The sequence below is a fragment of the Brevibacterium sp. Lmc1 genome (assembly GCF_057654315.1).
Genome location: NZ_CM172803.1, coordinates 2739210 through 2753021 on the forward strand (window position 1 = coordinate 2739210; position 13812 = coordinate 2753021).

Sequence of the window (13812 nt, forward strand, 5' to 3'; positions counted from 1 at the left end):
CGGCTCAGGCGTTCTGGTCGGCGCTGATCGCCGCGTCGGCTGCGGCTGCAGCCTTCGCGTACGCCTCACGCACACGTGCCACGGTGGCAGGAACCACCTCGGCGACGGGCTGGTCGGACTTCTCCCCGGCCAGACGGTCGCGGACCTCGACGACGCCATCGGCCAGACCGCGGCCGACGACGATGACGGTAGGAATGCCGATGAGCTCGGCATCGGCGAACTTGAACCCGGGCGAGACCTTATTGCGGTCATCGAGCAGGACGCTGATGCCTTCGGCCTCGAGTTCGGTCATCATCTTCTCGGCGGCTTGAGCGATCTCCTCACCCTTGCCGGCGACGATGATGTGCACATCGGCCGGGGCCAGGTGCTGGGGCCACAGGAGGCCGTCCTCGGAATGGTATTCCTCGGCGATGCAGGCCATGACGCGGGTGACGCCGAGACCGTAGGAGCCCATGGTCACGGTCGTCGCCTTGCCGTTCTGGTCGAGCACCTTGAGGTCGAGGGACTCGGCGTACTTGCGGCCGAGCTTGAAGATCTGACCGATCTCGACACCGCGGGCCAGCTCCAGCGGACCGGAGCCGTCCGGTGCCGGATCGCCGAGGACGACCTGGGCGGCTTCGATGGTGCCGTCGGCAGTGAAGTCCCGTCCGGCGACGAGGTCGAAGACGTGGCGTCCGGGCTCATTGGCTCCAGTGATCCAGCGGGTGCCGTCGACGACGCGAGGGTCGAGGAGGTAGCGGATCTTCGAGGGCGATTCGAGGCCGAGAACCGGCGCGTCGAGGGAGTTGCCGGGTCCGATGTAACCCTTGACGAGCTCCGAATGGGCGGCGAGATCCTCAGCCGTCGCGGCTTCGAGGTCGACCTCACCGTCGCCGAGCATTCCGGTGCCGGCGGCCCGGTCGAGGTCGACTTCGCGGTCGCCGGGCAGGCCGATGACGATGATCTCGCGGGTGCCGTCGGGGTGGGTGACGGCGCAGACGACGTTCTTCAGTGTGTCTGCGGCCGTCCACTCACGATCGGAGCGCGGGTGCGAGGCGTTTGCGGCTGCCACGAGGGTCTCGATGGTCGGGGTGTCGGGGGTGTCCTCGACATGCGCGGCCGGCGACTGCGAGTAGGGAATCGCCTCGGGGACGATCGAGGTCACGGCCTCGACGTTTGCGGCATATCCGCCGGGCGACTTCACGAACGTGTCCTCCCCGACCTCGGAGGGGTAGATGAACTCCTCTGTCCCGGAGCCGCCCATGGCACCCGGGGTCGCCTTGACCGGCAGGCACGGCAGGCCGAGGCGGGCGAAGGCCCGCAGATAGGCCACGCGCATGGCCTCGTAGGAGGCGTCGAGTCCGGCGTCGTCGATGTCGAAGGAGTAGGCGTCCTTCATGATGAATTCGCGTCCGCGCAGCAGTCCGGCCCGAGGGCGAGCCTCGTCGCGGTATTTGGTCTGGATCTGGTAGATCGACAGCGGCAGGTCTTTGTACGAGGAGTAGAGGTCCTTGACCAGAAGGGTGAAGACCTCCTCATGAGTGGGGGCGAGGATGTAGTCGTTTTCGCGGCGGTCCTTGAGATGGAAGAGGTCGGGACCGAAGGCCTCCCAACGGCCGGACTTCTTGTACGGATCGGCGGGCAGCAGGCCCGGGAAGTGGACCTCTTGGGAGCCGGCGAGCGCCATCTCTTCGCGCACGATGGCTTCGATCTTGCCGAGCACGGCCAGTCCCAGCGGCAGCCACGTGTAGATTCCCGGTGCTGACCTGCGGATGTATCCGGCACGGTGGAGCAGTTTGTGGCTGGCCACCTCGGCGCCGACCGGGTCTTCCTTCTGGGTTCGCACGAACAGGGACGACATGCGCAGGGCCATGGGTAAATCTCCTCAACTTGTCAAGACTCAGATCGAACACTATCGCACGCGGGCGAGCCGGAGGGAATCGGAGCGGGCGCGGATTCGTCACCTGCGGGAAGAGAATTAGACTGGTGGCTGCAGCACCGAAGCCCGGCATCGGTCGGGGCCGTCCGGTCCCCGCCCGGTCCCCGCTGAAATGACGAGTCCGAACGATACGAAGAGCATGCCTGATCCCAGCCAACTCACGCAGTTCCCGCGGCCCTCGGTCGCGGTCGACACCGCGGTCCTCTGCCCCGTGCCCGGCCGTGGCCTGCATGTTCTCATGACCCATCCAGGAGATGGGGTATGGCAGCTGCCCGGGTCGATCCTGCGTCCGCAGGAACGCCTCGCCGAGGCGGTCGCCCGCTGTCTGCGCGAAAAGGCTCGTTTGGTCGACCGCGCCCCCGTCCAGCTGCACGTGTTCGACCAACCCGACCGCGATGATCGCGGCTGGGTGATCTCCGTGGCCCACCTCGATGTTCTCTCCGCCTCCGATGTCGGACTCGCCGAGGAGGACGATCCCACCGAGGCGGCCGTGGCGGATGCTCCGGCGCAGGTGACGGAATCTTCCCCCGCCGAGGCGGTCCTCCCCGAGGCGGCCGACCCTGATCCTGCCGAATCGGATTCCGATCACCCGGACTCCCCCGTCCACAGGCGGAAGCTCGTGCCCGTCCACGATGTCGGCGAGCTCAGCGCCGAGCATCAGGAGATCGTGCGCGTGGCCGTGCACCGACTGCGGGCGTTCCACGAACGCACCCCGGATCCCTTCGGGCTCCTGGAGAAGGAGTTCTCGCTGCGGCAGCTGCGCGAGCTCCACGAGATCGTCGCCGGGGAGAGCCTCCAGGCAGATACGTTCCGCCGCACCATGCTGCCGCTGCTCGATCCCACCGGGGAGGCCGTCAGCCAGGGGCGAGGGCGTCCCGCGCAGACTTTCACCCGGCGCTCGGCACTGGCGCTGCGCGCCGACTCCCGGATACAGGACCCCGATGGTGCCGATGCGGGGATGCCCTCGTCCGGCACGAATTTCTCGGACGGTCATCGCTGATGACCGAGATCAACCGCGATGCCGGAAAGCACATGCGCGTCGACGTGTGGCTGTGGACGACGCGGATGTTCAAGACCCGCAATCTCGCCACTCAGGCCTGCCGCGGCGGGCATGTGCAGGTCGACGGTCAGCGCGTCAAGGCCGCGCAGAAGGTGAGCATCGGCCAAGAGGTGCGTGTGCGCAAGGCCGGGTCCGAATTCATCTGGAAGATCACCGGTTTCATCCCCACGAGGATGCAGGCCTCCATCGCCGTCCAGTGCTATGAGGACCTCACTCCCCCGCCCGATCCGGCACTGCGCGGATTCGTGCCCCGGCGAGACAAAGGGCTGGGGCGTCCGACGAAGAAGGACCGCCGGGAGATGGAGAAGTTCCTCGGCGATATGGCCAAACCTCAGTCGCGCAACCGCCGCGACTGATCCGCCGACCGCTCAGTACATGACGGTGGCGAAGGTGCCGACCTGTTCGAAGCCGACGCGGGCATACATGCGCAGCGCCGTCTCGTTGTAGTCATTGGCATACAGGCTCACCGTGGAATGGCCTTTGTCACGGGTGCGCTGGACGACCGCGGCCATGCCCGCTGCCCCCAGACCCTGATTGCGCACTGCGGGATGGACCCATACTCCTTGGACCTGGACGATGCGGCGGGCACGGATGCCGATATCGGCCTTGAACAGCACCTGTTCGTCCTGCTCTTCGGCCGGCCACCGCGGCACCGCACCGCCTTGAGGGAGGGTGGAGGAGATCCGGGCATAGCAGTTCTTGCCGCGGATGATCCCGCGCACCCGCGCCAGGTACCCGGCGGTGCCGTCCTCGATCGGTGAGAATCCGACCTCTTTGGTGAACATGTCCACACTGGCGGGAAACACCGCACCGAGGTCATCGAGGGTCACCCGGTGCACATGTTCATCGGGGGTGACAAGCGGATCCGAGCTGATGGCCAGCAGCGGCTGCCGTTCGCGCACTCCACGCGGTCGGCCCCAATTGAGCCGCTGCTGCAGGTCGAGGATGACGGACCGGCTGCCGATGAGTGAGCAGGACACGCGACCGTCGGCATTGAGTTTCCGGGCAAGCACCTCATTCGTCGCCGGGGTCGCTGCGACCGGGATGATGTTGCCGCCCACCCAGTAGGCGGCGACGGGTCGGTCACCGTCGAAGATTCCATACAGGGTGCCTGCCGGGGAGCCGAGACGGGCGGTGCCCGTGACTTCGAGTAGGGAGATGAGGTAGACGTTCTCGCATGGGTTGCGCGCAAGCAGGTCCTTCAGCCACCGGGTGTGCTGATGTTCCAGTCGTGCGATCCTCAGCGCCATGTGCCCCTGAACTCTTTCTCAGCCGTCAGCATGGGCCAATGACTGGACCATGAAACTCTTCGTCCTCACAAGGTATCGCACCTAGCCGACGGTCACTTCAGGCGGCCCCGATGCAGCGCCCGATGGCTGCCCCGCGGCCTCCTCGGCGATGCGGTTGGCCTCATGGATGAGCGTCTCGACGATCTCGGATTCGGGCACGGTTCGGATGACCTCGCCCTTGACGAAGATCTGGCCCTTGCCGTTGCCGCTGGCCACGCCGAGGTCGGCGTCGCGGGCCTCACCGGGGCCGTTGACGACGCAGCCCATGACAGCCACCCGCAGCGGCACCTCCATGCCTTCGAGCCCGGCGGTGACGCGTTCGGCCAGCGTGTACACGTCGACCTGAGCGCGCCCACAGGACGGGCAGGAGACGATCTCGAGCTTTCGGGGCCGCAGGTTGAGGGATTCGAGGATCTGGTTACCGACCTTGACCTCTTCGGCGGGAGGCGCGGACAGGGAGACTCGGATGGTGTCTCCGATGCCCTCGGCCAACAGGTGTCCGAAGGCGGTGGCGGACTTAATCGTGCCCTGGAAGGCGGGCCCTGCCTCGGTGACGCCGAGATGGAGGGGCCAATCGCCGCGCTCGGCGAGCAGCTCATAGGCGCGGACCATGATCACCGGGTCATGGTGTTTGACGGAGATCTTGAAGTCATAGAATCCGTGTTCTTCGAACAGGGAGGCCTCCCACAGCGCGGATTCGACGAGCGCCTCGGGCGTGGCCTTGCCGTATTTGTCCATCAGCCGTCTGTCCAGGGATCCGGCGTTGACGCCGATGCGGATAGACACGCCCGCCTCGGCGGCGGCCTTCGAGATCTCCTTGACCTGGTCGTCGAACTTGCGGATGTTGCCGGGGTTGACGCGCACTCCCGCACAGCCGGCGTCGATGGCGGCGAAGACGTATTTGGGTTGGAAGTGGATATCGGCGATGACGGGGATCTGGGATTTGCCGGCGATGATCGGCAGAGCCGCGGCATCATCGGCGGTGGGACAGGCCACGCGCACGATATCGCAGCCGGCGGCGGTGAGTTCGGCGATCTGCTGCAGGGTCCCGTTGATGTCCGTCGTCTGTGTCGTCGTCATCGACTGCACGCTCACCGGGGACTCGGATCCGACCCCCACTTTTCCGACATTGATCTGCCTCGTCTTCCTTCGCGGAGCGAGCACGGGAGGCGGCGGTGCGGGCATTCCGAGATTGACCGATGTCACGAAGGATCCCTTCAGTCAGGCTGTTGACCAGCCACAATGTCCGAGCCGGCGCCGATGCGGGACCCGGATTGTGCGAACCATCACCATTGTAGGACCTCCCACTGACACAGAACTGTCCGTCCACGGGGCATACCCCGAACAGTCCATCGGCGCACCCCCGGGCGGCCCCCGCGCGACCTCGACTCCGCCCGCACCACGCCACGGCCCACTGGTCCCGATCCGGTGTCACCGGCTGACGGTAGTGTGAAGGTGACCCGAAGTCTGCGCGAAGGAGCAGCCCTGTGAGCACACCCGGATTCGTCGAACCCGATGTCGAGGCGATGACTGCGGCTCTCGAGGCCGCAGCACAGAAGCTCGACGACCAGGGTGGATCTCTGGCATGGGGAATCTTTCGCCGAGGCGGCCCCGCCCGAACTGTGAACGGCGAGGTTCCGTACCGGATCGCTTCGATGACGAAGTCCTTCACCGCCGCAGCCATCGGGCTCCTCGCCGCCGACGGGCTCGATCTCGACGCTCCCTTCGGTGCCCTGCTCCCGGAACTGGCCGATACGGCCATCACAGACCGCACCTGCCGACAGGGATTGACGATGAGCACCGGTTTCACCAAGGACGACCCGTGGGCGGACCGGATGGAGGCGATGACTCCGACCGAGCTCACCGACTGGCTGCACCGCGGCGCCATTGCCTGCGCGCCTGCCGACACCGGCTATGAGTATTCGAACCTCGGCTATGCGCTTCTCGGCATGGTCGCCGAGGCGGTCACAGGCAGTGCGTTCACCGAACTCGTGTCCACTGAGATCTTCGATCCCCTGAAGCTCACGCGCACCGGTTTCGACCACACGGACTTCCCGAACTTGGCGACCGGGTTCCGCGTCGACCTGGGCGGCGGCCTCCACCCGGCCGAACTCACCGGCCCCGGGGTCTTCTCCCCCATCGGCGGGGTCATCTCCACGGTGAACGACATCGGCACATGGATGGACGCGCATCTCGATGCCCTCGAACGCATGGACTCCTATGCCTCCGGCTCCTGGTCGCGGATACTGACCGACAACCAGCAGCCACGACGGATCATGGAGGTCCAGACGAGCGACCACCACGCGGAGACGCTCAGCTACGGATACGGTCTCGAGACTCGTCTGGACACACGTTTCGGCCGCATCGTCTGCCATTCCGGCGGCTACCCAGGATACGGCTCACATATGCGTTGGTTCCCCGATCTGGGGCTCAGCCTCGTCGTGCTCGGCAATACGACCTATTACCCGGCGCAGCGCGTCGTCCAGGACGCGCTCGACCTCGGTTGGGCGGCGGCCACGGGACGACAGGGCACCCGGCTGGAACGTCGGGCCACCTCGGCGCCGGTGCCCCGTTATCCCGCCGCCCAACCCCAGATCGATGCCGTGATGGCTGCGGCGAACCTTGTCAACGACTTCGACGACACCGTCGCCGAGGCGATCTTCTCCATGAACATGGACCTCGACGAACCCCGCGAAGAGAGGCGGGAGCGCTTCGCGCGGTGGCGGGCGGAGAAGCAGATCGACCGTCCTCTCACCGAGGCGGACCTCGAGATGGTCTCCCCGTTGCGCGGAGTGGTCACAGTGCCGGGCACAGCAGATGAGAACGCCACGATCACGGTCGGCCTCAATCACCTCGGCGAGGTGCAGACGATCACCCTCAGTTCCTGAGTTCGATATCCCGCGGCGGCCCGTGAACCCACTCGCCCGGGCGACCCATGAGCCTGCCCGAGCGACCCGGCCTAACCGCCGGAGTTGAAGATCGCGTCGAGGGTGATGGGTTTGACGAGGTCGACGTAGACGAGCAGCGCCGTCATGCACAGCATCAGCCCGATGCACACGTACGTCAGCGGCAGCAGCTTCGCGGTGTCGAAGGGACCGACCAGTCCGCGGCCGCGCCACCGGTTGATGCGGCGGCGCGCACCTTCGTAGAGACCCACGGCGATGTGTCCGCCGTCGAGGGGCAGCAGCGGGATCATGTTGAACGCGAAGAGGAAGATGTTGAGCGAGCCGAGCATGCCCAGCCCCATCTGTGCCTTGTCGACGACGTCGATCTGGTCGGTGGACACGATCTCACCGGCGATGCGGCCGACGCCGACCATGCCGACGAGTCCTTCGGCGTCGCGGTCCTTCGTGCCGACGGCCACTTCGCCGATGTCGACGAGTTTGACCGGCAGGGTGATGATCGCGTGGAAGACTCCGGAGACTTGGTCCCACACTGCGCCGGGGAACTCCGCGAGCGGCAGGGACTGACGTTCCTGGACGGGTCCGACGCCGAAGAATCCTTGGGTCTCGGTCTGCGGAGTTCCGTCCGGGTTGAGCACGGCCTTGCCCGCGTCGTCGACCTTCGGCCGTTCGGTGGCGATGATCGGCACGGTCACCGTTTGGTCCTGACCATCTCGGATGAAGTCGACCTCGACCCGTTCACCGGCGTGGTCCTTGATGACCGAGGACAGCTGGTCCCAGTCCTTCGTCTCGACGCCGGCGATCGAGGTGATCTCGTCACCCGGTTTGATCCCAGCCTCCCACGCGGGGGTGAGCTGATCGTCGGGACGGCAGGTGTTCTGCTCCGAGGCCGGCCGTTGCTGCGCTTCGGACGCGGGCACCGCACATTCGACGACGGTCTGGACGGTCGTCGTCGGAGTGACTACACCGATGCCCAGCAGCGAGATCCCCATGATGAGGATGCCCAGGATGAGGTTGACGAAGGGACCGGAGAACATGACGACGAGGCGTTTGGGCACGCTGAGCGCATAGAACGTCCGGTGTTCCTCCCCCGGCGCGATCTCCTGGTTCGAGAACTCCCGGGCATCGGCCATCGTGTCTTCGAACAGCCGCCCCTTCCGCTTCTTGCGGTCCCGGCGCAGCGGAGCGGCATCACCGTCATCCGTCCCCTCGCCGAGGCGGCCCGAGGTTTCGCTGCCCGTCGAGTCGAGTGCAGCGCCCGGTTCGCCGAGGCGGCCCGACGTGCCGTCGACCCCGCTGTCGACGCCGGCGACCGTGCCGCCCTTCTGCGCAGCGGCGGCGGTCTCATAGCGGGACTTCGTCGCTTCCTCGGGCGGATACATCCCCGGCATCGCGATGAACCCACCGAGTGGGAACGCTTTGATGCCGTACTCTGTCTCACCGCGGCGGAAGGAGAACAGGGTCGGTCCGAAGCCGACCATATAGTGCGTGACTTTCACCCCGAACTTCTTCGCCGGGGTGAGGTGGCCGAGTTCGTGCAGCGCAATCGAGATCGAGATGCCGATGAGGAACAGGATGATCCCGACGATGTAGAGCACAACTGTCATCGGCGGCCTCCGTTCTGTTCGGCGACGTCGGCGCGAGCGAAGTCCCTGGCCCAGGCGTCGGCGGCCAGCACGGTCTCCACCGTGTGTTCGGCCGCAGGTTCGTGGGCGGCCAGAGCTCGGGACAGGCCTTTGTCGATTCCGGTGAAGGCGATGTCTCCGGCGATGAATGCGGCGACGAGTTCCTCATTGGCAGCGTTGAGCACGGCCGGGTAGCTGCGGCCTTTCTTACCGGCGTCGATAGCCAGACCGAGCGCAGGAAAGGCGAGATGGTTGACCGGCTCGAACGACCAGTGCATGGGCTGGCCCCAATTGTGCGGAACGGCCCCCGAAGTCAGTCGCTTCGTCGTTCCATCGTCCTGGGTACCCAGCGCATAGGAGATCGGCAGCCGCATATCCGGTGGGGAGATCTGCGCGATCGTCGAGGCATCGGCGAACTCGACCATCGAATGGATCTGCGACTGAGGATGCACGACGACTTCGATGTGGTCGAAGTCGATGTCGAAGAGCAGGTGGGCTTCGATGACTTCGAGGCCCTTGTTGACCAGGGTCGCAGAGTTGATGGTGATCATCGACCCCATCGACCAGGTGGGATGGTTGAGCGCCTGGGCGGGGGTGACTCGACGCAGGGCATCACGGGTCATGCCCCGGAAGGGACCGCCCGACGCGGTGATGATGAGCTTGCTGACTTCACCGTGCGTGCCGGCGCGCAGCGCCTGGGCGATGGCGGAGTGCTCACTGTCGACCGGCACCAGGCGGGCCCCGGAGGCACGAGCGGCGTCGAGGACGATGGACCCGCCGATGATGAGGGATTCCTTGTTCGCCAGGGCCACGTCCGTGCCGCGTTCGAGGGCGGCCAGGGTCGCGCCGAGACCGGCGGCACCGGTGATCGCGTTGAGGACCATATCGGCGGCCAAGCCCGCGACCGCCTCGGCGGCATCGTCCCCGAGGTGGATGGCTTCGACAGGATCGGCGGTCCCCCGCTGGGCAGCCAGCTCGGTCAGTCGCGCACGCACCTCGGCCTCGCCTCCGGCGGGTGGGGTCGTGAGCCCGATGACGGGGACGTGGAAATCGAGCGCCTGCTCGAGCAGAAGGTCGAGCTGGGACCCCGCGGCCAAGCCGATGATCGCGTGCTCGTCCCGGTGTTCGGCTAGGACATCAAGGGCCTGGGTGCCGACCGAACCGGTTGAGCCGACTACAATGAAACCACGTTTACTCACGCCAACCGATGATGCCAAAGTTCTCTGGGAAATGACTCGACACGGACTCGTGTGTCGCCTAGCGGAACCTGGTCATCTGTAGTGCTTCGGGACACCGACCTTCCACCGGGTTCCGGTAAAACTGTGAATGAAGACAATCAATGGCGAAAGAGATGGATATGAGCAAGACGCTGAGCCCCGACGACATTCTTGGACTGGATTCGGTCTTCGAATCCGATGACCTCGAATTCGCATCGATCGTGAAGAAATGGCTGGACGAGAACGTCCGGGAGAAGATCGGCGACTACTTCCTCGACGCCACCATCCCCGCCCGGGAACTGGCCGAAGGACTCGGCGAGCTCGGGCTGCTCGGCATGCACCTCGACGGCTACGGCTGCGGCGGTTCGACGGCGACTCAGTACGGACTGGCCTGCCGCGAACTCGAAGCCGTCGACTCCGGTCTGCGCTCCCTCGTCTCCGTGCAGGGCTCGCTGGCGATGTTCGCCATCCACCACTGGGGATCGGAAGCACAGAAGGAAGAATGGCTGCCGAAGATGGCCGCCGGCAAGGCCATCGGCTGCTTCGGACTGACCGAACCCGATGTCGGATCCGACCCGTCGGGGATGAAGACGACCGCGAAGAAGGACGGATCCGATTGGATCCTCAACGGCGCGAAGATGTGGATCACGAACTCCCCGGTCTCCGATGTCATGGTCGTGTGGGCCAAGACCGAAGAGGTCGACGACAAGGGCAAGAACGTCGTCCGCGGCTTCGTCGTCCCCTCGAACACCGAGGGTGTGCAGACCCCGGAGATCCACCGCAAGATCTCGCTGCGTGCGTCGATCACCGGTGAGATCGTCCTCGACAACGTCCGCCTGCCCGAGGATGCGATGCTGCCGAAGGCCAAGGGGCTCAAGGGCCCCCTGTCCTGCCTGTCCGAGGCCCGCTACGGCATCGTCTTCGGTGTCACCGGTGCAGCCCGCGACGCGCTGCTCTCCGCACTGGAGTACACCGGCACCCGTGTCCAGTTCGATCGCCCGCTGGCGTCGTTCCAGATCACGCAGCAGAAGCTGGCGAAGGCCTTCGGCCAGTACTCGCAGATCACTCTGCTCGCCGCTCACCTGGGCAAGCTCAAGGACTCCGAGAAGGGTGTCCGTCCCGAGCAGATCAGCCTGGGCAAGATGGTCAACGTCGATACCGCGATGAACGTGTGCCGTGACCTGCGCGCCCTGTTCGGCGGGTCGGGCATCACGAGCGAGTACCCGCCGCTGCGTCACGCGGTCAACCTCGAGACAGTGCTCACCTACGAAGGCACGCACGAGGTGCACCAGCTGACCCTGGGTCGGACGATGACCGGAATCAACGCTTTCGCGAACTGAAACCAGTGAGCAGGGCACCCGCACTCCTCTGAACACAGTCAACGCCCGCCGATCCTGCTGAGGTTCGGCGGGCGTGCTGTATCTGCAGTCACCGGCTGGTTCAAAGTGCTGACGCACAGACTTCGCGCCCCGCGCCCGCACTTCGAACCAGTCGGCACGCAGCCGGCCGGCTGAAATCACTCGATTTCAGCCGGCCGTTGTCAGTTTCCACGACGCAGTTCGAGCACGACCGTCTGGTCATCCTCGCCGAGGTGGCTCCGGGCTTCCAGCCCCTGCTCGGCTGCGAACCCGGTGGCCCCTGCAACCTGACCTCGCCCGAGCTCGATGAGCAGCACACCATCCGGGGCCAGCCAGTCCAACGACTCCGTGATGAGTCGACGGACAAGGTCGAGTCCGTCGGAGCCGCCGAAGAGTGCGCTGCTCGGTTCGAAGTCGAGGGCCTCATGCGGCAGAAAATCGGCTGCCGTTTCAGGAACGTACGGCGGCACGGCAGCGATAACTGAGATCGACCGCCGCAGCGTGTCGGGCAGTCCGTGGAGGCAGTCGAGGACATGCCCCGACACGGTAGTGCCGGACTCATTTGCCTGTTCGGACCCGCCGGCCTGCGTAGACTCCCCCGCGTGCGCTGAGTCCCCCGACTGGATGCAGCGTTCGACATTCTCCACCGCACACCGCACGGCCTTCGCCTGAGCATCGCCGACGTGGATCACCACCCCCGGCACCAAGGAGGCCACCACTGAGGCGACCGGGCCGACTCCGCTGAACGCTTCGAGCACAACGGGCCGGTCAGCAACAGAGTTTGAGCATGCGATTGTCCTGGCCCCATTTCCCTGTGGGTCCAGCATCCGTCGGGTCACCGCGACTGCGTGAGCCGCAAGCAGAGCAGTCCGCTGCCGCGGCACAAACACTCCGGGACGCACGCTCAGTCGCAGACCCGCGACATCAACCCAGCCGACGATCTGCTCGAGGGGTTCACCGGCCACGCGTCGTGCAACGAGCTCATCGAGTTTCGGCACAGAGCCAGATGCTGACTCCAGCAGGATCGCCGCCTCGTCCTCGGCGAAGACGCAGCCGGCCGCGCGCAGAGCAGCCGCCGTCTCAGCCGAACGCGGATCAGCAGGCCGCGGGTCCGCGGAAGCCGGAACGTCGACACCATCGTCGGCGTCGAAGCCCCCATGCGTCCAGGGCTCAGGAAGCAGAGAGAACCTCGGTGCGGTACCAGTCTAGGCTCGTACCCGCCTCAAGATCACCGTCGTCGGTGAGCAGCAGAGTGCGCTGCGGGTCGAGCGGCACTACTGCGGCGAATTCGACGCGGGAGTCACGCATCGCCTGGTCGAGGTTCGCGGTCTCGGAGCCGATCGTCACGCCGACGCCTTCGAAACGCGAACGGGTGACACGAACGGAGGCACGCCCCGGCTCGACCGGTTCGTCTTCGATGGCGTGGAGAACCACTAAGTCTGAGGCAGAGTCAGACGGAGCTCCTGCTCGCAGATCCACGACGAGCCCGATCCGGGCGGCAGCAAGAACACCGAGCGCCCGCGCCAACGGCGGGACATCCTCGGCGAAGGTGAGCCGGGCACCGGATTCCGGAACCACGCCCATGGCACGGAGCACTCCGGCGAGCTTCGAACTGCGGTCGAGCACCTCGGCGCGGTCGAGCTCGACGGGAACGGACAGGGCCTTGACCAGGCGGGGATCCGTGACTTCCCGGCCGTCGACGAGCGGTTTCTCCGGAGCGGGTCCGGTCAGCACGATGTCTTCGGCCTTGCCCATCGCGATCGGAAAGTCCAGGAGTTCGTAAACCGGGTTGAGCGTGCCGGGATCGGTCGCGGTCGGGACCGCGAAGTAGTGGAAATCAGTCAACGGAGGCCATCACTTCGACGACGCGGTCGATGAACGCATCGACCTGGTCCTCGTTGTACGCCTTCTTGCCTTTTGCGGTCTTGAACAGCACGCGGCGGACCTGGTCGACGCTCATCGCCACGCCCTGCGTGAAGTACGAGTTGACCTTGTCGCACATGTCGTCGACCTGGGTGATGTCGTAGCCGATGACTCCGGGAGGAGGATTGTCGAAGCGCTCACCGGGTTCACGGACCAGTCGACCCCGCAGCGACGCGGCCACACGGGTGAGCTCGGAGACCCAGGCGTCCTGCCCGGACTGCGCGATCAGACGGTCTCGGGCCTGCTTGGCGAATGCATCTTCGAGACGGTCGAGCGCGGCGTCGACGACGGCGACGTGGTAGCCCTTGCGGACGAGATCGAAACCGACCGTGCGCACCGCCCGGGAGTCGAGGTCGCCGGGCTGCGGCGTCGGCCGTTCGAAGGACTCACGTGCACGCTTGAAGAAGCTGTCGACCTGCTTGGGGTCGTATCCGTTCTTCCAACCGGACATTCGAGGGAAAGTCGTGTCCGCCATGTCTCCTCCAGAAGCGAGTGGCTGTGGTGTTTCCACCATAATAG

At 65.8% G+C, this 13812-nt stretch carries 12 protein-coding genes; 4 read left to right on the plus strand and 8 right to left on the minus strand.

What is annotated here, in order from left to right; all coding sequences use genetic code 11:
* Positions 1–4: 4 nt before the first annotated feature.
* On the minus strand, positions 5–1852 hold the full coding sequence (locus tag AC239G_RS12250; RefSeq protein ID WP_487488976.1) for a proline--tRNA ligase: 1848 nt from the start codon (positions 1850–1852) through the stop codon (positions 5–7).
* A gap of 205 nt (positions 1853–2057) precedes the next feature.
* On the opposite strand from AC239G_RS12250, the gene AC239G_RS12255 reads away from it, so the two are divergent.
* Both AC239G_RS12255 and AC239G_RS12260 read left to right on the plus strand, forming a co-directional pair.
* Positions 2058–2918: an NUDIX hydrolase gene (locus AC239G_RS12255; protein ID WP_229664182.1), complete on the plus strand. Its 861-nt coding sequence runs from the start codon at positions 2058–2060 to the stop codon at positions 2916–2918.
* Positions 2918–3334, plus strand: coding sequence for an RNA-binding S4 domain-containing protein (locus AC239G_RS12260; RefSeq protein WP_139468792.1), 417 nt, complete (start codon positions 2918–2920; stop codon positions 3332–3334). The genes AC239G_RS12255 and AC239G_RS12260 overlap by 1 nt, the downstream gene beginning before the upstream one ends.
* Positions 3335–3346: 12 nt before the next feature.
* On the opposite strand, the gene AC239G_RS12265 is transcribed toward AC239G_RS12260, so the two are convergent.
* Both AC239G_RS12265 and ispG read right to left on the minus strand, forming a co-directional pair.
* Positions 3347–4228, minus strand: coding sequence for a GNAT family N-acetyltransferase (locus AC239G_RS12265; protein ID WP_487488977.1), 882 nt, complete (start codon positions 4226–4228; stop codon positions 3347–3349).
* A gap of 81 nt (positions 4229–4309) precedes the next feature.
* Complete coding sequence (gene ispG, locus AC239G_RS12270; RefSeq protein ID WP_487488978.1) at positions 4310–5473, minus strand: flavodoxin-dependent (E)-4-hydroxy-3-methylbut-2-enyl-diphosphate synthase; 1164 nt, start codon at positions 5471–5473, stop codon at positions 4310–4312.
* Positions 5474–5754: 281 nt separating this feature from the next.
* Here ispG and AC239G_RS12275 point away from each other — a divergent pair, with 281 nt between their 5' ends.
* Positions 5755–7155: a serine hydrolase domain-containing protein gene (locus AC239G_RS12275; RefSeq protein ID WP_487488979.1), complete on the plus strand. Its 1401-nt coding sequence runs from the start codon at positions 5755–5757 to the stop codon at positions 7153–7155.
* A gap of 71 nt (positions 7156–7226) precedes the next feature.
* Here AC239G_RS12275 and AC239G_RS12280 read toward each other — a convergent pair whose 3' ends face one another.
* A complete protein-coding gene (locus tag AC239G_RS12280; protein ID WP_487488980.1) occupies positions 7227–8777 on the minus strand; it encodes a M50 family metallopeptidase in 1551 nt (516 codons plus the stop codon).
* The gene (gene dxr / locus AC239G_RS12285; protein WP_139468798.1) at positions 8774–9994 is read right to left on the minus strand and encodes a 1-deoxy-D-xylulose-5-phosphate reductoisomerase; all 1221 of its coding nucleotides are present in this window, start codon (positions 9992–9994) and stop codon (positions 8774–8776) included. Before dxr ends, AC239G_RS12280 begins: the two co-directional genes overlap by 4 nt.
* A gap of 158 nt (positions 9995–10152) precedes the next feature.
* Between dxr and AC239G_RS12290 the strand changes: the two genes are divergently transcribed.
* Entirely contained in the window at positions 10153–11352 is a 1200-nt protein-coding gene (locus tag AC239G_RS12290; protein ID WP_092017334.1) for an acyl-CoA dehydrogenase family protein, read from the plus strand.
* A gap of 200 nt (positions 11353–11552) precedes the next feature.
* Here AC239G_RS12290 and AC239G_RS12295 read toward each other — a convergent pair whose 3' ends face one another.
* The 3 genes from AC239G_RS12295 to AC239G_RS12305 all read right to left on the minus strand — a co-directional run bounded on the left by AC239G_RS12295 (position 11553) and on the right by AC239G_RS12305 (position 13768).
* Entirely contained in the window at positions 11553–12368 is an 816-nt protein-coding gene (locus tag AC239G_RS12295) for a N5-glutamine methyltransferase family protein (protein ID WP_487488981.1), read from the minus strand.
* 172 nt (positions 12369–12540) lie between these two features.
* Positions 12541–13215 (minus strand): hypothetical protein, encoded by a 675-nt coding sequence (locus AC239G_RS12300; protein WP_139908439.1) that lies wholly within the window; start codon positions 13213–13215, stop codon positions 12541–12543.
* The gene (locus AC239G_RS12305) at positions 13208–13768 is read right to left on the minus strand and encodes a DivIVA domain-containing protein (RefSeq protein WP_025777300.1); all 561 of its coding nucleotides are present in this window, start codon (positions 13766–13768) and stop codon (positions 13208–13210) included. Before AC239G_RS12305 ends, AC239G_RS12300 begins: the two co-directional genes overlap by 8 nt.
* Positions 13769–13812 lie beyond the last annotated feature (44 nt).

Bases quoted from the DNA above. Each gene is read 5' to 3' on its own strand.
- AC239G_RS12305 (WP_025777300.1), bottom strand. From the start codon at position 13,768: ATGGCGGACACGACTTTCCCTCGAATGTCCGGTTGGAAGAACGGATAC.
- AC239G_RS12250 (WP_487488976.1), bottom strand. From the start codon at position 1,852: ATGGCCCTGCGCATGTCGTCCCTGTTCGTGCGAACCCAGAAGGAAGAC.
- AC239G_RS12260 (WP_139468792.1), top strand. From the start codon at position 2,918: ATGACCGAGATCAACCGCGATGCCGGAAAGCACATGCGCGTCGACGTG.
- AC239G_RS12290 (WP_092017334.1), top strand. From the start codon at position 10,153: ATGAGCAAGACGCTGAGCCCCGACGACATTCTTGGACTGGATTCGGTC.
- AC239G_RS12280 (WP_487488980.1), bottom strand. From the start codon at position 8,777: ATGACAGTTGTGCTCTACATCGTCGGGATCATCCTGTTCCTCATCGGC.
- AC239G_RS12255 (WP_229664182.1), top strand. From the start codon at position 2,058: ATGCCTGATCCCAGCCAACTCACGCAGTTCCCGCGGCCCTCGGTCGCG.
- AC239G_RS12265 (WP_487488977.1), bottom strand. From the start codon at position 4,228: ATGGCGCTGAGGATCGCACGACTGGAACATCAGCACACCCGGTGGCTG.